The organism is Bremerella cremea (assembly GCF_039541315.1).
GTDB classification, from domain to species: Bacteria; Planctomycetota; Planctomycetia; order Pirellulales; family Pirellulaceae; genus Bremerella; species Bremerella cremea.
This window is the reverse complement of sequence record NZ_BAABFZ010000003.1, coordinates 468,226-489,100: the sequence shown is the minus strand read 5'-3', so window position 1 is coordinate 489,100 and position 20,875 is coordinate 468,226. Positions and strand designations below refer to the sequence as shown.

Genomic DNA, 20,875 nt, shown 5'->3' with positions numbered 1-20,875 from the left:
CTGGCCGGACGATTTAGCGCGTGAGCTTTGCCCGCAAGTCTGGGATGATCGACGGCGGGACGAACTTCTCGAGTTGTTCGTCGTTGGCCAGTGGCGTGATCTGTTTCAGCAGCGAGCTGGAAACGTGGCCATATTCTTCATCCGCCATCAGGAAGATCGTTTCGATCCCACTGTCGAGCTTGCGGTTGGCCATCATCATCGTGAACTCGCCGGCGATGTCGGTCAGGGGGCGGATCCCGCGAATCATCACATGGGCGCCCACGTTGCGGACAAATTCGACCGCCAGGCCATCGAACGTTTGGGCCTCGACATTCGGCATGTCGGCCGTAACTCGCTGGACCAGATCAATACGCTCGGTCGGACTGAACAGCCCGGTCTTCTCAGCATTGATACCGATGCCAACAATCAGCTTGTCGACCAACTTACTGCTTCGCTGAATCAGATTCAGGTGCCCCAGAGTGATCGGATCGAACGATCCAACATAAACGGCGATTCGATTGCCATCCGCCATGGAAGTCTTTCAGAATTGGAAACTACTTACGTGGGCTTAATCTTGTGATGCGAGGGTCGACGCATGATAGCTCAGGATCCATTTTCCCAAGCTGAAGTAAATCAGTTGCCCCAGTTGATAAACGAGGCCAAAGATGAGACCCACGACGATTGAATAGTACATGATCGTGCGAAACATCTGCGACTGGGCATCGTTCTGCTGGAGCGTCATCAAGGCTTGCTCCATGGCATGCCAGTTGGCCATCTGCAGGATCGTCGTGACCACCGCATTAATCAGCGTATAGACGATCCCGGCTAAGCAGACATTCGCCAGGAAACGATAGGTGCCCGCTTCGTCCTTGCGTAGCGATTGGATACTGCCATACATCAGCGAAACACCCATCAGAAACGAGAACAGGCTCAGCCCGATGATCACTGGCAGGTATTTCCGCGTGACTTCGCCCATCTTTTCTTGCATTTCAAGCTGGGCTTTGAGCTGTGGGTCGGCGTTGCTCGGATCCACGGTAAACGCATCGGGTGCGAATGCCTGAATGAAAATGCCTGGTATGCTGCCCACGCAGCCCAACAGGAAAATGGCTGCCAGGATGATGCCAACCACCGCGATCACCGTCACCTTGGCAGGACGCATCGGTTTGTTCGGGATAACTTCGGCAAATACTTCTTCACGATCCGAGAAGTCGACCATCTGCGATTCCATTTCGTCGGGTTGGGCTCGTTTGTAGGTGCACGCTTCCCGTCGAGTCGTACACGGCTTGGTGCCTGAAGCTTAATCGACAGCGTCGAGCGTTTCTAGCAAACGGTCGAGATCTGCCTGATTGTTATAAGCATGGGCACTGATTCGAGCAAAGTCACCACGAACGCTGAAATTCACGCCGATCTTCTGTCCGGCGGCGCGCAGGGCCTGGGGAAGTTTGCCAGGGACCTGAAACGGAACGATCCCGGAGCGTTCGTCCCCTTGCCGACTGCAAATGATATGAGCCCCTGCCTTGGTCAGCGCTTCGCAGATGGCGTCGGTTACCTCGAGAACCCGGTCACCTACGGCCGATTGCTGCGGGCCGGCGCCCTGATTGAGGAGAAACTGCAGGCTCGCCCCGAGGCCGATCATGCCGGGCATGTTCTGCGAGCCCCCTTCATATCGGGCAGCACTCTCGCGGAACGTGAGATCGGTTTTATCGAAATTGGTGCGACCGGCGACGCTGTTCCAGCCGATGCCGACCGGATGCAGTTGGTCCAGCAGTTCCTTCTTGACATAGAACAGCCCGGCACCTTCAGGGCCGAGCATCCACTTGTGTCCGTCCGCCGCCAGGAAGTCGATGTCGGCGTCACGCACATCCAGCGGAAAGACGCCCATCCCTTGAATCGCGTCCAGAAAGAACAACGCGCCGGCATCGTGCGCCATTCGTGCTACCGCCTTGGGATCGATCCGCCAACCTGTCTTGTAGCTGACCCAACTCATCGAAAGCAGGCGGGTGCGGCTATCGAGAGCCTCGGCAATGCGATTGAAGTCGGGCTCGACCCCGTCGACCGGGATCACGCGGATCTCGACCCCCTTCGATTCCTGGTGGAGCCATGGGTAAAGGTTCGAGGGGAATTCGTTCCCCAGTACCACCATGTTGTCGCCAGATTTCCAATCGAGCCCTTCCGCCACCAGATTGATGCCATGGGTCGTGTTGGCGACCAAGGCGATCTCGTCGGTCGTGGCCCCAATCAGTTGGGCTCCGGCGGTGCGGGTAGCCTCGATGGCACGTTCCCAGTCGAGCCAAACGACATCCCCCTCTTGGGCTGCCTGGTCGCACCAAGACTGAATTGCTTGAGCCGTGACACCCGGCAGTGGAGCGACTGCGGCGTGATCGAAATAGGCCCACTTCCGGGTAACAGGCATCGCTTCGCGAAAAGATTGCCACCGGGAATCATTGGAAAACGTCATTAAAATCTTCTTTTATGATCGACCAAAAGACTTGTAGGAAATATAGTTACGACTTAAATTAGACCATCTTTCACCAGGGCGGTTCAGTATCAATTTAAAGACTTTTCCGATCGCCCGACACCATCTGGAACCTGAAAGCAAGACGATCAGCTACCCTGTTTTATGTGGACTGGGCGCTCTAGGTGACATTGCCTTTCTGGGAGGTATACTGGATGGACTGGATAAATTGGTCAAAATTTGTCTTTTCAAACCGTAGCGTATCGCTGATTTGCTCCAGGAGTTGCCAATGCCGAAAGCGCTGACGATTGTGGGAATGGGTGTTGCCGTTCTCCTACTCTTGATATTTGCGCTCGACCTGTTGGCCGGTGTTCCCTTTGGTGGCGTCAGCTGGATGATGGACGTCTCGTTCATCGTGTGCGCCGGAATTCTTGGTTTCCTGGCGTTCACTACGTTCCGAGAACAGAAGTAGCCCCACTACGCGTTCCCCAAATTGCGGGATCTGTTCCGAAAAATCGTGCGAGTTCCCGCCTCTTCCCCATCGCTATTAAGAAACTTTCCTTTACGCGATTCGTTTTGGCTGTGAAAATAGTAGGAAGCCTAAGCAAATCAAAGGAGTTAGCGAATGGTGAACCTGAATCGTCGAAGAATGTTGGGAATGCTGGGTGGCTTGTCCGCCGCAGCCATGACGCCTCCGTTGTTGGGGGCCCCTCCTTCCGATTCACAACGCCGCACATGGGAAGCCTGTGTTGAGAAAGGTCTGGCGTGGGTTCAACGAACCCAGTCTCGCTTAGGTCACTGGACCGCGGCGAACTATCCCACCGCGATGACCGCCCTGGCTGGCACCGCTTTATGTGCCTCTGGCTCGACCACCATGCAGGGCCCGTACTCGGAGAACCTCCGCCGAGCGGTGGAGTTCCTCGTCTCGAAGGCCCGTCCCAATGGTTTGATTGGCGACCCGGTCACCGACAACCGCTATACCTACGGTCACGGCTTCTCGATGCTCTTTCTCTCGCAGATCCTGGGAGAAGAAGAAGACTCGGACCGACGTGAAGATCTCATTAAAATTCTGACCAACGCGGTCAAGTTCAGCGTCTCGGCCCAGACCAAGTCTGGCGGCTGGGGCTACGTCAGTGCGAAGGACGGAAACGACTTCGACGAAGGCTCTACGACGATCACCCAGGTCCAGGGACTTCGCGGCTGCCGCAACGCCGGCATCCCGGTACCTTCGGAAGTGATCGAGAACGCCAAGAAGTATATCTACGACTGTCAGAATCCGGACGGCGGGATCTCGTACAGCTCGAAGAACCGAGGGACTTCGCGTCCAGCGATCACGGCGGCTTCGATCTGCTGCCTTCAGAACGCTGGCGAATCGAAGTCAGACGTCGTGCAGAAGATGCTCGACTACTGCAAGAAGAACCTCTACCAGATCCAATCGCAGGCCCAGAGCTTCAGCCACTGGCATTATTCGTACCTGTACTACTCGCAGGTCGTCTACCGCGAAGGTTCCAACGATGTGAGCCTGTGGGATACGTTCCGCAATCGTTTGTACGACCGGATCACCGTCGAGCAAAACAACGAAGGCTACTGGGACGAAACCAGCATCGGGCCAATCTATGTCACGGCCTGCAACTTGATCATGATGCAGTTGGATCTGGGCTACTTACCGATCTACCAGCGTTAGTCCGCGGTCGACGCGACATGTTCGAGGATCGCGTCGACGATTCCTTCCATCGTGTAGATCTTGGCTTCGACAACGGGTTCGAAGCCGAGTTCACGTAGCGTGTTCGAAGTAATCGGGCTGATGCTCACGAGCTTGCTCTTCTTCAGCTCTTCTCCCAGCAAGGCCACCGTTGCCTTGGCGATCGCGCTGCTGGTGACAATCACCCAATCGATCCCCTTCGTTGCGAAACGTTTCTGGACTTCCGACGAAAGTTCTACGACGTCGTCGCTTTGATAGGTGACCACCTCGGTCACGTCCGCCCCGTGCGACTTCAGCCCTTCCGGCAAGACATCTCGACCACGAGATGCTCGTGGCAATAGAACACGTTTTCCAGAGACCTCGTTGGCCAAGGTATCGACCAGCGACTCGGCTCGAAATTCTTCTGGAACCACGTCGGCACGAAACCCAAACGACCGCAGCGCTGCTTCCGTTCCGGTGCCAATCACCCCGAATTTCACGTGCCCGAGAGCTCGATAGTCGAGTCCGATCGCTCGTAACCGAGACAGGAAATAGGCTACCCCGTTCACGCTGGAGAAGACAATCCAATCGAAAGATTTCAACTGCTGCAAAGCTTCTTCAAGCGGTTGCGGATCGTGGGGATCGTTGATTTCGATCGCTGGTTGCAACAGCACCTCGGCGCCAGCTTCCGCCAGCGGATAGTGCAAGTCGATTGCTTGCGACGAAGGCCTTGTCACCAGAAACGATTGACCAAACAGCGGACGTTCTTCAAACCAGTTGGGCATGCCCCGATCGGCGGCGGCCTCACCCACAACCGTGATCACCGGCGGTCGGATCTTCGAACCGGAATGCAGCAGGCTAGGGATCTCGCCTAGCGTACAGCGAAACGTTTCTTGATCGGGCCAGCTACAGCGACGAACGATCGCACACGGAGTGTCCGGCGACTTGCCATGCTCGATCAAAGCGGCCGACCACTGCGGAGCGGTAGTGACGCCCATGTAAAAGACCAACGTGCCTGGGAAGCTGGCGAGCGCACCGAAGTCGATCGCCGAGTCATCTTTGCCAGGCTTCTCGTGACCGGTGACGAACGCAACTGCCGAGGCGTAATCGGAATGGGTCAACGGAATGCCGGCGTAGGCACTCGCGGCCAGCGCGGTCGTGATGCCAGGCACGACTTGAAAGGGAATGTTGTTGGCGCGGAGCGCTTCGATCTCTTCCCCGGCTCTGGCAAAAACAGTCGGGTCGCCACTCTTCAGACGAACCACGGTTTTACCGGCTTGGGCATGGCGGACCATCTCGGCGTTGATCCGATCTTGGGTCCAGATCTTCCGTTCGGCGTGGCTGCCGAGGCAATGCATTTCGTCCGCGACCAGGTTAGCGAAACGCAGAATTTCCGGGTTGGAAAGATAGTCGTACAGCACTACGTCGGCACGCTGCAGGCAGAAATAGCCGCGCTGCGTAATCAGTCCAGGGTCACCAGGGCCACTACCGACCAGGTAAACAGTTCCAGGTCGTGGAGTCGGCGATTCTTCTGGGGTGGGTGCCACGATCGTCCCTCAAAGGAAGGTGTGCCGTCAGTCGGCGATGCGTTTCTATGAATTTAAAACCAATTGGCGCCTTAACGGAAGCGGTTGATACAATAGGACTAACGGATTATTGTGCGTGGCAGACACAATAAAAATTCCTCATGCATGTCCGAACGATTTGGCCAGCCCTATGTCTGACGGTGGAAGTTTTTCGATCTCGGAAGAAGCCGACTACGAAGTCTCGCCAGCGCTAAGAAAGCGTCTGCAGCAGCTTTTTGATCACGCAAGCCAGTTGATGAGCAAGCCGAAGTACGACTTCGACTATGCCCACAGTTTGCTGGCCGAGTGCTGCAAAGGTGACCCAGCGAATCTGTTCTACGTCGAGAAAATGCTGGAGAACCTCGACCGAAAGTTCAAAGGCAAGAAGAAGGGCTCGCTGTTCTCAGGATTCGGCAGCAAAAGCGGCTTCAAGAAGGCCCTGTCCGCCAAAAAGTGGAAGGAAGTCCTCGCCGAAGGGGTCGAACTGCTGAAGTCGAATCCCTACGACAGTGTCACGCTGCGGGGGATGGTCGATGCCTGCGAGGCGATGCGATACCACGAAGTGGGCCTCCGCTACATGAAAAACGCCATGGATGGATCGCCTGGCGATATGGAGGTGATGCGTCATTGTGCCCGTTATCTGGGACGTGTTGGCCAGTTTGACCAGGCAATCTCGCTCTGGCACTTCATCGAAGAAAAGAAGCGTGGCGACGACGAAGCCAACAAGATGATCTCGCAATTGACCATCGACCGCGAGCGTCGGGCCCAAGGGCTCGCGACGGTGACCAACCGGATCGATCCTGCCGATGCCGCCAAGATTCGCCGCCGACCAGCCGCCCAGGAAGGTGAAGAGTCGGACGGAATCCAAGAGCGGCCGGCGATGAAGATCGAGCTGAACGAGAAGCAGAAGCTGAAGGCGAAGATCGAGGCCGATCCCGATTCGCAGGAAAATTACATGAAGCTGATCGACCTCTGGTGCGACGAGGGGAAGTTCTTCGAGGCCGACAAGGTGATCAAAGAAGCCTTCGCCCACTTCGGCGAATCGATGGAATTGATCGAGAAGCGTGAGGATGTCTCGATCCGCAAGGCTCGCCATCGCTACCGCATGGCCGAACAGCAGGCCGCCGAGAACGCCACGCCGCAGGTGCTGGAACTTGTCGAGACCGCCAAGAACGACCTCAGCCGGCTCGAACTCGACGTCTACAACAAGCGTTCCGAGCGTCACCCAGGAGATGTCAGCCTGAAATACGAGCTGGCGTTACGGCTCAAACGGGTCGGGAATTTCGAGGAAGCGGAGAAATTATTCGACGAAGTCTGCGAAGCGGATGAAAAACTTTTAGCAATTTGCTACCTGGGCAAGGGAGAGTGTTTGCAGGCCCGGAAGAAGTATGTCACCGCGATGGAGATCTATGAAGAAGCCCTAAACTATGCTGATACCTTGAGTTCCGAGCGATTGAAGCTTCTGCTTTATCGGGCCGGGGTGCTTGCCCAGGGGCTAAAAGAGTGGACTTCAGCGACCGCGTATTTAAAACGCCTGCAGAAAATGGACGCGGATTACAAAGATGTCTCTCGACGGCTAGACAAACTCCGGTAAATCCGGCATGATGATTAGCTTCCAGTAAGAGTCTGACAAAGGACTGTTCGTTTCCGTCTACCCGGTTCAATCATGCCTAATACCAAGAGCGCTCAAAAACGTCTTCGCCAAAATGTGGTTCGCCGTACTCACAACCGTGCGGTAAAGTCCTCGCTTCGATCCTCGATCCGTAAGGTTCGAGAAGCCGTTACGGCTGCTGACTTCGAAAAGGCTGAAGAACTGTTCCGCGCCACGGTGAAGAAGCTGGACAAGGCTGGTGCCAAGCGAGTCCTGCACCCGAAGACCACTTCGCGTTTGAAGTCGCGTCTGTCGCACCACATCAAGACTGCCAAGCTGAAGGCTTCGGCCTAGGTTATCTCCGGCCGTCAGGTCGTTGCCAGATAGCTATGTCTAAAAATGATCTGGGGTGCCAATCGTTCGCCCCAGTCAACGTACGTCCAGTCCTGAATTTGACTGGACGTTTTGCGTTGGTGGACGTTTCTAAGCGTGTTCCCATGCAATTTGGCAGGCATCGAAGATCGGTCCTTCGACGCATGTTCGCTTGTAATCCCAGCTGCCATCTTCCTGCAGCACTGGGGCAACGCAAGTAAAGCAGATGCCAATGCCGCAGGCCATTGGCGTTTCCAACGAAACCTGGCAAGGTACATCGCGCTCGGCGGTGAGCTTGCTGACTGCCTCCATCATCTTCTCCGGTCCGCAGCACAGAACCTGAGGCGAGCCAATTCGCTCGGCAATCGCTTGATCGAGAAGATCGGTCACCAGGCCATGATGCCCGGTCGAACCGTCGTCGGTGCAGATCTTGAGTTCCAGCCCAGTGGCCTCGAAGTCTTTTAGCCCGGCCAGATCAACTGCCGAGCGAGCACCATAGCAAAGGGTAACCTTTTGCGGCGGCTTCTGGGTGAACTCCCCTTCCCCGTACGACTGCTTGCCCAGCACTTGCTTGGCGACCGCCAGGAATGGCGTTTGGCCGATACCGCCGGCCACCAGAATCAGGTGTTCGGTCTCAGGGATCGTGAAGCCGTTGCCAAGCGGGCCCCAAACTTCCAGTTGTTGGCCTGGCTCCATCTGCTGGAGACGAGTCGTCAGCTTGCCATGGACTTGATAGACGACGTCGACGTACTTGGGATTTCCCTCTTCGTCCGCAATCACGTCGTACAGGGCGAAGGCCCGGCCGAGCAGCGGATCGAAGGCGTTGGCGATACGAACCATGACAAACTGCCCCGGCAGGATCTTGGCCGCGATCTCGGGGGCTTCAAAGCGAACCCGATAGATGCGGGCCGCCATCTGGACGTTTTCAACGATCGCGGTCGCTTGAAATTGGAACTGGGACATCGGCTTCCAATCCTTCTCTCTGGCTTATTTCCGACGCATCTGCTTATCGCGGGATGCTTTCTTTTGCTTGACGGCTCGGCCTTGGCCACGACGCGATTCGGTCGGTTGAGCCGACTTGGTGGGGGCCTTCTTCTTTTTCTTCTTCCCGCCGCGAGCAACGGCAGCCTTTTTGGTCACACGTTTGCCGCCGGCCTGAAACGAGCCGCCGCTGCTTGAACTGCGGGGAGTGGATTTTCGTTTCGGAGGCTTGGCAGTGGCCGCGTCCGGCGAGGCACTCGCTCGCAGCGATTTGACTTCGGACGGCGTCAGTTCGCGGAATGCTCCGGCAGGAACTTCGCCCAGCTTCAAAGGCCCGATGGCAACGCGTTTCAGACGCAGCACCTTGTGGCCAACCTTGGCCATCATGCGGCGGATTTCACGATTCTTGCCTTCTCGCAGCACCACTTCCAGGATGGCGCTTTTTTTGAGCTTGCGTTTCAAGCGGCATTCTTCGGCCCGAACCATGCCCTCGGCGATATAGACGCCGCTGCGCATCATCTTGATTTCTTCGACCGACGGAACGCCGGCCACTTCGACGTGATAGGTCTTCGGCACACCATAGCGTGGATGAGCCAGCACGTTGGCCAGTTCGCCGTCGTTAGTAACGATGATCAGCCCTTCGCTCTGGCGATCGAGGCGACCGATCGTGAACAAACGTTCGTCGGGCGGCAGAAGGTCGACCACGCGGGTTCGCCCTTCCTGGTCGAAGTTGGTGCTGACAACACCGACCGGCTTATTCAGCACGAAGTATTTCTTATGGCGGGTGCGGATCCGGTTGCCATCGACGGTGATCTTTTGGGTGCTCGGATCGACGCTGGTACCCAGCTCGGTGACGAACTCGCCGTCGACTTCAACGCGTCCCTCCTGGATGATCTCTTCGCACTTTCGGCGCGAACCGATCCCGGCTTCCGCCAGGACTTTGTGCAAACGGACGAGGGGAGACGATGACGATGAACCAGGCATAGGGCCAATTGACTGCGAAAAAAGGACTTAGGCGAATGGCTCTATGATACGCCCCGAGTCCGCTATCGCCCATGGGGAGCGGCCCCCAACCTGCCTAAAACGCGGGGTTCCCGTAGGGATCGAGGAAGCTGTATGGCTGATTTTTGACCGCTTCGGGCAGCGACTTGTTGTAGTCTCGAGGCCGAACGCCAACCATTTCAGGGCCTGCATCGGTGTCGGGATATGGGTCGCTATGGAGAGCTCGGAGCCGCTGCTGCTCGACAGTGCCTGGATTCGTCCAGTTTGGTCTCGCCAGGCTGGCACAGCCCACCAGAGGCGACAGCGCCATGGTCACCAGCAGCAGGCGAGCTGCCGGAGCGAGTCGAATTGGCGAGAATTTCAAAATCACGCGATTTCTCCGAGAAAATAGAGCCACACGACGTGCTCTTCGTTGCGAACCATAGCGATTTACCCCATTTGCCGCAATGGAGAACCAAAAATCGGTGGCCCGCTGGGGGGAGGCACGAAGGTCAGTACTGGTCGGAAGCAAGTTTGGTTCAGCTTTCGCGCTGAGATCTGGCCGAAAATCAGCCGGTGAAACGATCGTGCTGCTTTCCAGCAAAACTGCTTTTATCGCCTTCGGGCTCTGCTAAACTGACCGGAAATGGGGTCTCGCGGAACGAGTGACTGCTGCGAAAAGGGTTACCTGAATGGACTTTGCTACGCTGTTCGCCTGGTTCGTCATGGGGCTTCTGTCTCTGGTCGTGGTCGCGGCGATTGTTGGGCTAGGCTCGCTGCCGGGGCTGGTCGCGAAAGCTCGATGCCATCCGCATGCCGAGGCGATCAACGTGGCCAGCTGGATTGGGCTGGCATGTGGCGGGATTCTTTGGCCCTTCGCCTTGATCTGGGCCTACCTCCCCTTCTCTTCGACAACGACTTCCGAGCGATCGGAAGTCGACCAACTTCGCCAACAAGTTGCCACACTCGAAGCGGAGCTTGCCACCATGAAATCAGCGACTACGCACACTTCTTCCTGATCTTCCTGCGAAGGATCGGTACGTCATGATTGCTTTGTTTGTCGTTCTGTATGTCGCCGGGATTTGGTTGTTTTACGTTCGTTTGAAGGTGAAGCCGAACCCGATCAACCTCGCGGTATGCGTCGTGATCGGACTGGTCGCCGTGATGGGAATCGTCATCGGCTGGCAGCATTCCGCTCCGACTTCGGGGCAATTGGTCGTCACACGATTTACGATTCCAATCGTGCCGCAGGTCAAAGGACCGGTCGTTAAGATTCATGCGCTGCCCAACGTCCCACTAACCAAAGGCAAGGACATCCTGTTCGAGATTCAGAAGGAACCTTTCCAATACGCCGTCGAACAAAAGACCGCGATCGTGGGTGTGACGGAGAAAACGATCACGCAAATCGAAGCCAGTATGAAAGTCGCTGACGCCACCATCGCCGAGGCGAACGCAAACCGCGATGCTGCCGAGGCTGATCTGAATGCGAAAGAAGATGCCAACAGGCGATCGCCCGGTGCGGTGAGTGCCTTGGAACTGGCCGAACTCAAGCAGCGTCTGGCGGCGGGATTGGCGGGCGTCGACAAAGCAACGGCCGCTCGCGAAGAGGCCGCGGCATCGTTGGAAGTGGCCCGGCAGCAGCTTCTGCAGCATCAAGCCGAATTGCGGAGCGCCCAGTTCGACCTCGATCAGTGTGTGGTCTATGCCCCTGCGGATGGCTTTGTGACGAACTGGCAGGTACGCGAAGGCTCGATGGTGACCCCCATGGCCTCGGCTTCGGTTGGGACATTTGTCGATACTTCCGAGGTCAGCATCGCGGCGGTTTTCAGCCAGAATGTGCTGATGAATGTTGCCCCTGGTCAGAAAGTGGAAGTTGCCCTGATGAACCATCCGGGCGAAGTCTACTCCGGCACGGTCGACTCAGTCATTGCCGCGACTGGCGAAGGTCAGTTTCAGGCAAGTGGGCAATTGCTGAGTGCCAGCAGCATTCGTTCCAGCGGCAAATTTGGGGTGAAGATCTTACTCGACGATCCACAGCTAATTGCCGATCTGCCAATGGGAACGGGTGGCATGGCGACCATTTACACCGACTCTGGCCGTCCGTTTCAGGTCATCAGCACGGTGACCATGCGTATCAAGGCGTGGGTCTATTATCTGCTGCCGTTCTAGCGACTACGGCAAGTACATGTCGAGCAAGGTCGTGGGTTCGATCGCGTTCAGTTGTACCGATCCGCACGCGGCTGGGATCAAGAACGTCGAACCCTTCCCCAGGGCTTGATCCAACTGGGCGTGCGAGGTGCGAATCTTTCCTTCCAGCACGGCGACGATGTGAAAGCCTTGGTTGCCGCCGATCGACTTGCGCCCCTCGAACTGCCAGCGATCGAGGATGAACTTGTCGCACGTGACCAGGCGGTTGATGTCGGCATCGGACGTCGGCTGCGGCTCTTGCGGTTCGACAGGGCCTCGGTCGAAGTCGATGGTCTCGAGCGATTCGGTGATGTGGAGTGCCCGCGGCTTGCCATCCGCCCCAGCGCGGTTCCAGTCGAACAAGCGGAAGGTGGTGTTGCTGGCCTGCTGGATCTCAGCAACCAGCAAGCCTTTGCCAAGGGCATGTGTGGTCTTCGCGGGAATGAAAAGGCAATCGCCGACCTGCGGCTCGATCACGTGCATCGTGTCGACGACCGTATTCGCCTCGACCGCTTGGGCGAGCTGTTCTCGGGTGACCCCTTCTTTCAAGCCGACATAAACCTTCGAGCCGGGCTCGGCGTCGAGAATGTACCAGGCCTCGGTCTTGCCGAGATCTGGCGGATCGAGCTTCGCCCCTTGGGCATCGTCGGGATGAACCTGGATCGAAAGGTCGCGATTTGCGTCCAGAAACTTGAACAGCAGTGGAAAGGTTTTTCCGGCCGACTTGTTGCCGAAGAGATCGGTTGGGAATTCCGCGACCAGTTCGCCGAGCGTCTTGCCGGCCAGGGGGCCGTTGGCCACCACGCTTTGATCTTCGCCATGGTCGACCACTTCCCAGCTCTCGGCGAAGTCACCTGTTTCAGGGATTGGCTTCCCCAACACCGTTCCCAGGCGGCGGCCGCCCCAGATATAGTCGCGGAAGGTCGGCTTGAAGATCAGCGGGTAGTTCAATGGCACGGTGCGTTTCCTTGCTTCCGGTCGTAGCGATTATGCAAATGGACCTTACCAGTTTTGAACCTTTGGCCAGAAGAAGCAACCATCTAGACGATTCAATCGGTCGCGTTCCGGGCGAAAACCACCCTGTCGAGCCCCTCCGCATTGAATTTTTGAGTCGGCGTTGGTAGTATAAATCGCATGTCAGGTGGCAGACCGGCCTTTATCTACGCCCCACTGCTGTCGCGCGAAGTGCTCTTTCGGGGTGCCGGCAAGAATCCACTGACATGGCAAGACAACCTATTCGCTTCGATGCGAGTGAAGCGGTCGGCATCCTCGGATGATGATCGTCGGTCACCCAGATCCGTTCAGGAATAAGCTTGCCGCGACTCTTACATGCTCCTGCAATCCCCTGACGATGCGCTTCCTGTACCGAGGTTCTGGGAATGAACAGCAAGATCAACGATGACTTCTTCGAAGGCAGCTCGATGTCCTTCGGCGATCACCTCGAGGAACTGCGTACCTGCTTGTTCCGGGCGGTGATCTGGCTGGCAGTTGGCGTTGCGGTCGGCCTTTATTTCGGCAACGACGTTGTGAAATTCATCGAGAAGCCGATTCAAAGTGCGCTGATTCGCTATTACCAAGACAAGTCGATCATCCAGTTGGAAGAGAACCTGGGGATCAAGCTGACCGAGGCCCAGATTCGCGAAGTCGACAGTTTGATGCGTACCAAGGCCTGGGTGGCGGTCGACATGTGGATCGAACCGGCCGAAATCCGTCGCCTTGCTGGCGTGGAAGGCGCGCCGGAAGCCAAGCCAGAAGAGCCGCAAGCGGACGAAGCCAAACCGGCCGAAGAGAACGAACCTGACGCGAAAGAAGACGCAGAAAAAGAAGACGCCGCTGAAGCCGACACTGCCGAAGATGGCGAGGCTGAGACAGAACGCGAAAAGATGCTGACTGAACTCAAAAATGCCGGCGTCTTGCCGACCGAAGATCCGGTCCGGATGCGAACCTGGCAACAGATTCAGCCTTCGACGGAAGCCCTGCGGGTCGAAGAAGTGTTCATGATCTGGCTGAAGGCGGGCATCGTGTTCGGCTTTATTCTGGCCAGCCCGGGAATCTTCTGGCATCTCTGGCAGTTCGTCGCCGCCGGTCTTTATCCGCACGAGAAGAAGTACGTCTGGATCTTCATGCCGTTCAGCTTGACGCTGTTCTTTGGTGGTGCGGCCGTGGCCTACTTCCTGGCATTCGAGCCGGTGCTCGACTTCCTGTTCGGGTTTAACCTGCGAACCGGCATCGATCCGCGTCCTCGTATTAGCGAATGGATGGGCTTTGTGATCATGCTGCCGCTGGGCTTCGGGATCAGCTTCCAGTTGCCGCTGGTGATGTTGCTGCTCAACCGAATCGGGCTGTTCAGTATCGAAGCCTACACCTCGAACTGGCGTGTTTCGATTCTGGTGATCTTCGTGCTGTCGATGCTGCTCACGCCATCCGACCCGATCAGTATGTTGCTGTTGGCGGTTCCGCTGACGCTGCTCTACTTCCTGGGCATCGCCCTTTGTAAGTGGTTCCCCTCGACACGGACACCGTTCCCGGCCGCTCGAGCCTAAATGGCAAATCGGGCCTGCCTTCTGGGGCAGAGTCGGAAACTGGACTAAAATGACAGGCATCGTCTTCCGCGACGATGCCTGTTTTGCTTGGGTTGCTCTGCATCGAAGGATTGAACCTTGGGATATCTCGTCCTCGAAAACGGAACCGTTCACGATCCCCAAAATGGAATCGATGGCGAAGTTCGCACGCTTTGGATCGAGAACGGCAAGGTGGTACCGCCGCCTACCGAAGACAATCCGGTCATCGCCAGACGCATCGATTGCCGCGGCTATGTAATCATGCCAGGTGGTGTCGATATGCACTGCCACATTGCCGGACCCAAGGTCAACATCGGCCGGCAGATGACGCCGGAGTATCGCCGCGACGAAGGAATCCCCCGCGCTGAAGGTCGCCGAAGTGCTACCGGCGGGCTGCTGCCCAGTTGTGTCGGCACTGGCTACATGTTTGCCGGGCTGGGCTATACAACCGCGATGGATGCCGCCATTCCTGGTTTGCATGCTCGGCACGCGCACGAAGATCTGCTGGACACACCGCTGCTGGACAAAGGGTTTTACCTGCTGTTCGGCAACAACCAGTTCGTGATGGATCGGATCCGAGAAGAACGTCACGACTGTCTGGATGCCTACCTGGCGTGGTCGCTTGGTTCAACGAGTGCTTACGGGGTGAAGGTGGTGAACCCCGGCGGTGTTGAAAACTGGAAACAGGTCAGCCGCAAAACGGTACAGCAGTTGGAAGAACCGGTCCCTGGCTTTGGGGTCTCTCCACGATCGATCGTGCGGAACCTGGCGGCTTCGGTCGATCGATTGAAGTTGCCACACTCGGTCCACATTCATTGCAATAATCTCGGTGTGCCTGGCAACAGCGAGACAACGTTGCACACCATGCAGGCACTCGAAGGACATCGAGGCCACTTTGCCCATACGCAGTTCCACAGTTATGCCGGCGACGAAAACGACCCGGCCAGCTTCCGTTCGGCGGTGCCTCGCTTGGCAGAGTATGTCAACGCGAACTCGAACATTACGATCGACGTAGGTCACGTGAATCCTGGTAAGACGTTGGGCATTACCGGTGATGCTCCGTTTGGCTACTTTCTCTCGAAGCTCACTGGCAATCGCTGGTATGCCGCCGACAGCGAACTGGAAGCAAGCTGCGGCGTGATTCCGATGGAGTTCCAGCCGCAGAAAGTGCTGGTGCATGCCATCCAGTGGGCGGCCGCACTCGAGTGGTATTTGCTGATGGAAGATCCGTGGCGGGTCGCCATGAGTAGCGATCATCCCAACGGCGGCGCGATCTTCCGTTACCCGGAAGTGATTCATTTGCTGATGGACAGTGCCTTCCGCCGCGAAGCGATTGCCCGGATGCACAAGACGCTCGGGGACCGAACCATTCTGGGCGATCTCGACCGAGAGTATTCGATGAACGAGATCGCGATCATTACCCGGGCAGCACCCGCCAAGATGCTGGGACTGAAGCACAAAGGGCATCTGGGGAACGGCGCCGATGCCGACGTCACGATTTATACGCCAAGTCCGAACCGGACCGAGATGTTCCAGCGGCCGCGGTATGTCGTTCAGGCTGGCCGCGTGATTGTCGAAGATGGTGAGCTAGGGGGCGAGGTCTTCGGCAAACTGTTCACGGTCAATCCAAGCCTGGACGACGGACAGTTGCCGGTGATTCAGAAGTGGTTCGACGACGCCCACACGATTCGCTTCCGCAACTTCGCGATCGATCGGCAACATCTGGGCGAAGTCGAAACGGTCGCGACGAGTTAGCCGGCAGGCATCACTAAGCCTTGGCAAGAACAAAAAACGGCACGCGGGATGAACCCGCGTGCCGTCTTGATTGGATCTCAAATTCCTGTGGGGAATTAGCCGCCGGTTGCTTCGAGCAGTTTCTCTTGGCCGATGCGATCGCAGAAGTCGCCGAGGGTTTCCCCTTCCTGACGCTGTTCTTTGAAGACCGTCATCACCTTGACCAGTTCCGGCACGACTTCGTCGGCAGGGACCATGTCTTTGTAGATGTAGCTCAAGCGATTGCCGAGGCGGCGACCACCGAGGAACATCGTGTACTTTTCCTTGGCACGACCGACCAGGCCGATGTCGCTGTTATAAGGACGAGCACAACCGTTCGGGCAGCCGGTCATACGCATGGTGAACTTTTCGTCCTCCAGACCGAGCTTGGCGACTTCCTTTTCCAGATCGTCGACCATGCCTGGCAATGCACGTTCGCTTTCGGTGATCGACAGACCGCAAGTCGGCCAGGCGACACACGCCATCGACCAGCGAAGGGTGTTGCTGATTTCGGAAGTCAGGGCGATGCCGTGCTTCTTCAAAATCGCTTCCAGCTTGGGCTTATCGGCTTCGGCGATGCCGCTGAAGATGATGTCCTGGTGGCTGGTGAAGTGAATGCCTGGTTCCAGCGTCGCGCAGATCTCGCGGATGGCACTCTTCAAGGTCCAGCCTTCCAGGTCGGCGATACGACCGTTTTCGACATTCAAACCATAGAACCAGTTGCCATCGCCTTGAGCCGACCAGCCTTTGTGGTCGTCGAACTCGGTGACGTCGGCAGCGTGTGGTTCCGGAAGAGCACGACCGAAGTATTCTTCGACCTTCTTCTTGAACTCTGGCAGGCCCATGTTGCGGACGGTGTACTTCAGACGAGCCACCTTACGGTCTTCACGGTTGCCGTAGTCGCGCTGAACCTTGACGACTGCTTCGCAAACGCCGATTAGGTCTTCGGGTGCAACGAAGGTCAGCTTCAAGCCCAAGGCTGGGTAAGTCTTGTCAGCACTTGGCGTCCGACCCATGCCGCCACCGACCAGGATGTTGTAGCCGATGATCTTGCCTTCCTCGTGGATGGCGATCATGCCCAGGTCCTGGGTGTAGACGTCGATGCAGTTGTCTTCCGGCAGGCAAATGCCCATCTTGAACTTACGGGGCAAGTAATGCTTGCCGTAGATTGGCTCGATGATCTCTTGGCCGTTCTCGTCGACCTGGACCTTCTCGCCCGTTTCAGGATCTTGCAGGAAGATCTCGCGATAGGCACCGGTACGTGGTGCGAAGTGATCGGCGATCTGGAACGAAACCTTCTGGATTTCGTCGTGCAGTGCGTTGTTCTTGAAAGGAGCCGGGCAGCACATGACGTTACGATTGACGTCGCCGCAGGCACCCAGCGTGGTGAGGCCAACGTCCTTCATCCGCTGCATCAGCTGGCGGACGTCGCTCTTCTGAACGCCGTGGAACTGCGTGGCCTGACGACTGGTGATGCGGAGCGTGCCGTTGCCGATGTCGTCGCACAGATCCAGCTCTTCCAGCAGCTGCTTGCTGGTCAACAGACCGGCCGGCAGGCGAGTGCGGATCATCATGATGTATTCTTTGCCCGAACCGCCGGCAGCGCGGCTGGCAGCGCGAGCGTCGCGGTCGTCCTGCTGATACATGCCGAAATGTTTAATCAGCTGGATGCTTTCCTTGCTGAAGTGGTCCGTTCCATCGACCATTTCAGTGGCAAGGTTGCCGCGCAGGTAATTGCTTTCGTCTTTGATGCCCTCAACCGGGCTCAGCTTGTTATCAGAGGATGCCATGGAGCAAAGCTATTTTGGGGAAATAGAAAAATGGGGAGGTTCTGACGATAACACCTGCGCGAAATTATTCATTTGCACGCAAATTGGCCCCCGAAACCGGCAATCCTGGCCGTTTTACGGGGATACTGGCGCTTAATATACACATTCGGACAATTCTTCGTAATGCGTCAATCTCGTGTGGTTTTACCAGACGGAATTCTTTCCGAGGCGGGTCGTCGGCGGTCGATTGGCAGGTAAAAGGCGAATCTGGGGGACGGAAGAATTTGATGGTGGGTGGTTCCCAGAGCGGATCGCTCGATAAAATGGCCCACATTCCTCTCATGCCCAACGACACCCGAATGGGGAGTGCCCTGTGACTGCGACGATTCTGGATGGAAAAACGGTATCTGCCGCCCTGCAAGACGATATTGCCTCGCGCGTGGCCAGCTTCCAGCAGGAAACGGGCAAAACGCCTTGTTTGGCAGCGGTATTGGTGGGTGAGGATCCGGCCAGCCAGGTCTACGTTCGCAACAAGGAACGGGCCTGTCAAAAGGTTGGAATGACCAGCCAGTTGTTTCGTAAGCCTGCCGAGATCACCCAGGCCGAACTACTGGAGCTGGTGGCTCAGCTCAATCAGGACGACACGGTCAGTGGCATTCTGGTTCAGCTTCCCTTGCCCAAGCATCTCGACGCGTCCGAAGTCTTGGATGCCATCGATCCCCGAAAGGATGTCGACTGCTTCCATCCCAGCAACGTCGGTCTGCTTTCCCAGGGACGCCCGAACTTCCTCCCCTGCACTCCGCATGGAGTCGTGCAGATTCTGAAGCACTTCGATCTGCCGACGGCCGGAAAGAACGTGGTTATTCTTGGTCGTAGCGATATCGTTGGCAAGCCATTGGCCCTGATGCTGATGCAGCGTTCGAGTGAAACCTGCGGTGCCGACTACGCCAATGCGACCGTGACCGTGGCCCACAGCCGTACGCCCAATCTGAAAGAGTTGACCCAACAGGCCGACATTTTGGTCGCCGCCATCGGCGTGCCGAAGTTTGTCACCGCCGATATGGTCAAACCAGGGGCGATTGTCGTCGACGTCGGCATCAATCGAACCGACGATGGTCTTTGCGGCGACGTCGATTACGACGCGCTGTTGGAAGTTGCCGGAGCTGTCACGCCGGTCCCGGGTGGCGTTGGCCGACTGACGGTCACGATGCTGCTGGAAAACACCCTGAAGGCAGCCCAGATTCAGGCCAGCTAGTCGCTTAAGTCCGCTGCCGCAGTGCTTCGTACAACAGTACTGCGGCGGTGGTCGAAACGTTCAAGCTGTCGGCGATCCCGTTCATCGGCAGATGAATGTTCTGCACATGGTCTTGGTGCCATTTCTGACTGAGGCCGTGCGCTTCGCTCCCCAGGACCAAGGCGGTCGCTCTCCGCATATCGACCGAGGTATAGGCTACCGAACCGTCGACGCGGGCCGCGAAGGTATCGATCGCGTTGTCCTTCAGCCAGGCAATGGTTTCTTCTGACGTGGCATCGACGATCGGGGTCGAGAAGATCGTCCCGAGGCTGGCTCGAATCGCGTTGGGATTGAACAGATCGGTGCGACCATCGGCCGAGATCAACAAGTCCGCACCGACGGCGTCCATCGTTCGCAAAATAGCGCCGACGTTGCCCGGCTTTTCGACTTGCTCGATCACCACGATCAGCGGTGCTTCCGGCAAGGTGACTTGCTGAAGCGAGTTCGACGGAATCGGCACGATGGCCACGGCCCCTTCAACTCGTTCGCCAAAGGCAAGCTTGGCCATCACATCGCGCGTGACATGCTGGATGTTGAGGTCCGGGTGCTGCTGCAGGACTTCGTCGAACGACTCCGCTTCCGGGCCGGAAAAGGCATCGGGAAGGACGTAGATCGTTTCGACCGGAAAGCCCATCAACAAGGCTCGGCGAATCTCGCGCAGGCCGTCGACGATGGTGCGACCTTGCTGACTGCGACCGCGGCGGTCACGAAGTTTGACCGCGGCTTTGATCTGAGCGTTTTGTAGCGAGCGAATGATTTCGGCCATAACCGCCTAGGCTCCACGTTGGTAGCTGGCGAAATAGCCGCTGGGAAGCTTGCGGCCTTTCTGGTCGGTGATGGTCAGCGGTCCCGATTTAATTTGACGCGGGGCCACCGACGGAAACGCATCGTCCACCATCTGATGCAACGTGTCCGCTTCGTAGCCTGGCGAATGGCAAGTTAGCAGAACGATTTTCGGACTGTTGGCCAGAAGTTCGTTCAGATAACCCATCAGCAGTGGCAGGTGCTTATCGATCCGCCAGACTTCCCCCTTCGAGCCATGGCCATAGGTGGGCGGGTCGAGGATCACGCCATCGTAGGTATTGCCCCGTTTGACTTCGCGTTTGACGAACTTCCGGGCATCTTCCGCGATCCAGCGAATGGGGGCCTCGGCCAGGCCTGAAAGCTCGGCATTGCGGCGAGCCCACTTTACCACGTTGGCGGCGGCATCGACGTGGGCCACTTCGGCCCCACCCAACGCACATGCCAGCGACGAGCCACCGGTGTAGGCGAACAGATTTAATATCTTGAGCGGCTGAGGGCTCTCGCTGCAGGTTTTACGCAGCCATTGCCAGTTGGCGAACTGCTCGGGGAAAAGCCCTAAGTGACCAAACTGCGTTGTCTTGAGACGAAACCGTAGCTGCCCAGCGGCCACTTGCCAATCTTCCGGCAACTGGTCGGCGTCGTGCCAGTCTCCCTGGGTTTCGGTCCGCCGCACATAACGAGCGGCTGCCTGGGACCAGATTTGGGGAGAAGCTGCGCGAAACCCTTCGGCCGAAGGGGAATAGCGATCGAGAACGACCGAGCCGAATTGCTCTAACTTTCGACCAGCTCCGAAGTCGAGCAAGCTATATTGAAAGGGAGCCAGATCGGCGTCGTGCATAAGAGTGGTTAGCCACGAGGCGAGGGAGAGAATTTGGTTTTGCC

20 protein-coding genes are annotated in these 20,875 nt (G+C 57.2%); 9 read left to right on the top strand and 11 right to left on the bottom strand.

Annotated features, from left to right (window positions below):
* Positions 1 to 13: 13 nt before the first annotated feature.
* The 3 genes from coaD to ABD890_RS04180 form a co-directional block, all read right to left on the bottom strand.
* Positions 14 to 511, bottom strand: coding sequence for a pantetheine-phosphate adenylyltransferase (coaD, locus tag ABD890_RS04190; RefSeq protein ID WP_345086187.1), 498 nt, complete (start codon positions 509 to 511; stop codon positions 14 to 16).
* Positions 512 to 547: 36 nt separating this feature from the next.
* Complete coding sequence (locus ABD890_RS04185) at positions 548 to 1,195, bottom strand: hypothetical protein (RefSeq protein WP_345086185.1); 648 nt, start codon at positions 1,193 to 1,195, stop codon at positions 548 to 550.
* Between the two features lie 81 nt (positions 1,196 to 1,276).
* Positions 1,277 to 2,437 carry an aminotransferase class V-fold PLP-dependent enzyme gene (locus ABD890_RS04180; protein WP_345086183.1) on the bottom strand — a complete coding sequence of 387 codons (1,161 nt, stop codon included), beginning with the start codon at positions 2,435 to 2,437 and terminating at the stop codon, positions 1,277 to 1,279.
* A gap of 286 nt (positions 2,438 to 2,723) precedes the next feature.
* On the opposite strand from ABD890_RS04180, the gene ABD890_RS04175 reads away from it, so the two are divergent.
* Together ABD890_RS04175 and ABD890_RS04170 are read left to right on the top strand one after the other, a co-directional pair.
* The gene (locus tag ABD890_RS04175) at positions 2,724 to 2,906 is read left to right on the top strand and encodes a hypothetical protein (protein WP_345086181.1); all 183 of its coding nucleotides are present in this window, start codon (positions 2,724 to 2,726) and stop codon (positions 2,904 to 2,906) included.
* 153 nt (positions 2,907 to 3,059) lie between these two features.
* Entirely contained in the window at positions 3,060 to 4,118 is a 1,059-nt protein-coding gene (locus ABD890_RS04170; RefSeq protein WP_345086179.1) for a prenyltransferase/squalene oxidase repeat-containing protein, read from the top strand.
* Here ABD890_RS04170 and cobA read toward each other — a convergent pair.
* The gene (gene cobA / locus ABD890_RS04165) at positions 4,115 to 5,662 is read right to left on the bottom strand and encodes a uroporphyrinogen-III C-methyltransferase (RefSeq protein ID WP_345086177.1); all 1,548 of its coding nucleotides are present in this window, start codon (positions 5,660 to 5,662) and stop codon (positions 4,115 to 4,117) included. The two genes, ABD890_RS04170 and cobA, sit on opposite strands and share 4 nt — an antisense overlap.
* Positions 5,663 to 5,831: 169 nt before the next feature.
* Between cobA and ABD890_RS04160 the strand changes: the two genes are divergently transcribed.
* Together ABD890_RS04160 and rpsT are read left to right on the top strand one after the other, a co-directional pair.
* Positions 5,832 to 7,274 carry a tetratricopeptide repeat protein gene (locus ABD890_RS04160; protein WP_345086175.1) on the top strand — a complete coding sequence of 481 codons (1,443 nt, stop codon included), beginning with the start codon at positions 5,832 to 5,834 and terminating at the stop codon, positions 7,272 to 7,274.
* 72 nt (positions 7,275 to 7,346) lie between these two features.
* Positions 7,347 to 7,625: a 30S ribosomal protein S20 gene (rpsT, locus tag ABD890_RS04155; protein WP_345086173.1), complete on the top strand. Its 279-nt coding sequence runs from the start codon at positions 7,347 to 7,349 to the stop codon at positions 7,623 to 7,625.
* A gap of 129 nt (positions 7,626 to 7,754) precedes the next feature.
* Here the strand turns inward: rpsT and ABD890_RS04150 are convergent, their stop codons facing one another.
* From ABD890_RS04150 to ABD890_RS04140, 3 genes are all read right to left on the bottom strand, one after another.
* A complete protein-coding gene (locus tag ABD890_RS04150; RefSeq protein ID WP_345086171.1) occupies positions 7,755 to 8,606 on the bottom strand; it encodes a dihydroorotate dehydrogenase electron transfer subunit in 852 nt (283 codons plus the stop codon).
* A 24-nt stretch (positions 8,607 to 8,630) separates the two neighbouring features.
* A complete protein-coding gene (locus ABD890_RS04145) occupies positions 8,631 to 9,608 on the bottom strand; it encodes a pseudouridine synthase (protein WP_345086169.1) in 978 nt (325 codons plus the stop codon).
* Between the two features lie 94 nt (positions 9,609 to 9,702).
* Entirely contained in the window at positions 9,703 to 9,996 is a 294-nt protein-coding gene (locus tag ABD890_RS04140; RefSeq protein ID WP_345086167.1) for a hypothetical protein, read from the bottom strand.
* 301 nt (positions 9,997 to 10,297) lie between these two features.
* Here ABD890_RS04140 and ABD890_RS04135 point away from each other — a divergent pair, with 301 nt between their 5' ends.
* Both ABD890_RS04135 and ABD890_RS04130 read left to right on the top strand, forming a co-directional pair.
* Complete coding sequence (locus ABD890_RS04135) at positions 10,298 to 10,624, top strand: DUF3302 domain-containing protein (RefSeq protein WP_345086165.1); 327 nt, start codon at positions 10,298 to 10,300, stop codon at positions 10,622 to 10,624.
* A 25-nt stretch (positions 10,625 to 10,649) separates the two neighbouring features.
* Entirely contained in the window at positions 10,650 to 11,774 is a 1,125-nt protein-coding gene (locus ABD890_RS04130) for an HlyD family secretion protein (protein WP_345086163.1), read from the top strand.
* Between the two features lie 3 nt (positions 11,775 to 11,777).
* Here the strand turns inward: ABD890_RS04130 and ABD890_RS04125 are convergent, their stop codons facing one another.
* Positions 11,778 to 12,749, bottom strand: a complete 972-nt coding sequence (locus ABD890_RS04125) for a type I phosphomannose isomerase catalytic subunit (RefSeq protein ID WP_345086161.1) — start codon at positions 12,747 to 12,749, stop codon at positions 11,778 to 11,780.
* 422 nt (positions 12,750 to 13,171) lie between these two features.
* Here ABD890_RS04125 and tatC point away from each other — a divergent pair, with 422 nt between their 5' ends.
* Complete coding sequence (tatC, locus tag ABD890_RS04120) at positions 13,172 to 14,335, top strand: twin-arginine translocase subunit TatC (RefSeq protein WP_345086160.1); 1,164 nt, start codon at positions 13,172 to 13,174, stop codon at positions 14,333 to 14,335.
* 117 nt (positions 14,336 to 14,452) lie between these two features.
* Positions 14,453 to 16,108, top strand: coding sequence for a formylmethanofuran dehydrogenase subunit A (locus ABD890_RS04115; protein ID WP_345086158.1), 1,656 nt, complete (start codon positions 14,453 to 14,455; stop codon positions 16,106 to 16,108).
* Between the two features lie 95 nt (positions 16,109 to 16,203).
* Here the strand turns inward: ABD890_RS04115 and ABD890_RS04110 are convergent, their stop codons facing one another.
* Positions 16,204 to 17,916: an NADPH-dependent assimilatory sulfite reductase hemoprotein subunit gene (locus tag ABD890_RS04110; RefSeq protein WP_345086156.1), complete on the bottom strand. Its 1,713-nt coding sequence runs from the start codon at positions 17,914 to 17,916 to the stop codon at positions 16,204 to 16,206.
* A gap of 352 nt (positions 17,917 to 18,268) precedes the next feature.
* On the opposite strand from ABD890_RS04110, the gene folD reads away from it, so the two are divergent.
* Positions 18,269 to 19,150, top strand: coding sequence for a bifunctional methylenetetrahydrofolate dehydrogenase/methenyltetrahydrofolate cyclohydrolase FolD (folD, locus tag ABD890_RS04105; protein WP_345086154.1), 882 nt, complete (start codon positions 18,269 to 18,271; stop codon positions 19,148 to 19,150).
* A 4-nt stretch (positions 19,151 to 19,154) separates the two neighbouring features.
* Here the strand turns inward: folD and ABD890_RS04100 are convergent, their stop codons facing one another.
* Both ABD890_RS04100 and ABD890_RS04095 read right to left on the bottom strand, forming a co-directional pair.
* Positions 19,155 to 19,955, bottom strand: a complete 801-nt coding sequence (locus tag ABD890_RS04100; protein ID WP_345086152.1) for a TrmH family RNA methyltransferase — start codon at positions 19,953 to 19,955, stop codon at positions 19,155 to 19,157.
* Positions 19,956 to 19,961: 6 nt separating this feature from the next.
* A complete protein-coding gene (locus ABD890_RS04095) occupies positions 19,962 to 20,831 on the bottom strand; it encodes a class I SAM-dependent methyltransferase (RefSeq protein WP_345086150.1) in 870 nt (289 codons plus the stop codon).
* Positions 20,832 to 20,875 lie beyond the last annotated feature (44 nt).

Bases quoted from the DNA above. Each gene is read 5' to 3' on its own strand.
- ABD890_RS04185 (WP_345086185.1), bottom strand. From the start codon at position 1,195: ATGGTCGACTTCTCGGATCGTGAAGAAGTATTTGCCGAAGTTATCCCG.
- ABD890_RS04180 (WP_345086183.1), bottom strand. From the start codon at position 2,437: ATGACGTTTTCCAATGATTCCCGGTGGCAATCTTTTCGCGAAGCGATG.
- ABD890_RS04095 (WP_345086150.1), bottom strand. From the start codon at position 20,831: ATGCACGACGCCGATCTGGCTCCCTTTCAATATAGCTTGCTCGACTTC.
- ABD890_RS04130 (WP_345086163.1), top strand. From the start codon at position 10,650: ATGATTGCTTTGTTTGTCGTTCTGTATGTCGCCGGGATTTGGTTGTTT.
- ABD890_RS04150 (WP_345086171.1), bottom strand. From the start codon at position 8,606: ATGTCCCAGTTCCAATTTCAAGCGACCGCGATCGTTGAAAACGTCCAG.
- ABD890_RS04170 (WP_345086179.1), top strand. From the start codon at position 3,060: ATGGTGAACCTGAATCGTCGAAGAATGTTGGGAATGCTGGGTGGCTTG.
- tatC (WP_345086160.1), top strand. From the start codon at position 13,172: ATGAACAGCAAGATCAACGATGACTTCTTCGAAGGCAGCTCGATGTCC.
- ABD890_RS04100 (WP_345086152.1), bottom strand. From the start codon at position 19,955: ATGGCCGAAATCATTCGCTCGCTACAAAACGCTCAGATCAAAGCCGCG.
- ABD890_RS04145 (WP_345086169.1), bottom strand. From the start codon at position 9,608: ATGCCTGGTTCATCGTCATCGTCTCCCCTCGTCCGTTTGCACAAAGTC.
- ABD890_RS04110 (WP_345086156.1), bottom strand. From the start codon at position 17,916: ATGGCATCCTCTGATAACAAGCTGAGCCCGGTTGAGGGCATCAAAGAC.
- ABD890_RS04175 (WP_345086181.1), top strand. From the start codon at position 2,724: ATGCCGAAAGCGCTGACGATTGTGGGAATGGGTGTTGCCGTTCTCCTA.
- rpsT (WP_345086173.1), top strand. From the start codon at position 7,347: ATGCCTAATACCAAGAGCGCTCAAAAACGTCTTCGCCAAAATGTGGTT.
- ABD890_RS04135 (WP_345086165.1), top strand. From the start codon at position 10,298: ATGGACTTTGCTACGCTGTTCGCCTGGTTCGTCATGGGGCTTCTGTCT.
- ABD890_RS04160 (WP_345086175.1), top strand. From the start codon at position 5,832: ATGTCTGACGGTGGAAGTTTTTCGATCTCGGAAGAAGCCGACTACGAA.
- coaD (WP_345086187.1), bottom strand. From the start codon at position 511: ATGGCGGATGGCAATCGAATCGCCGTTTATGTTGGATCGTTCGATCCG.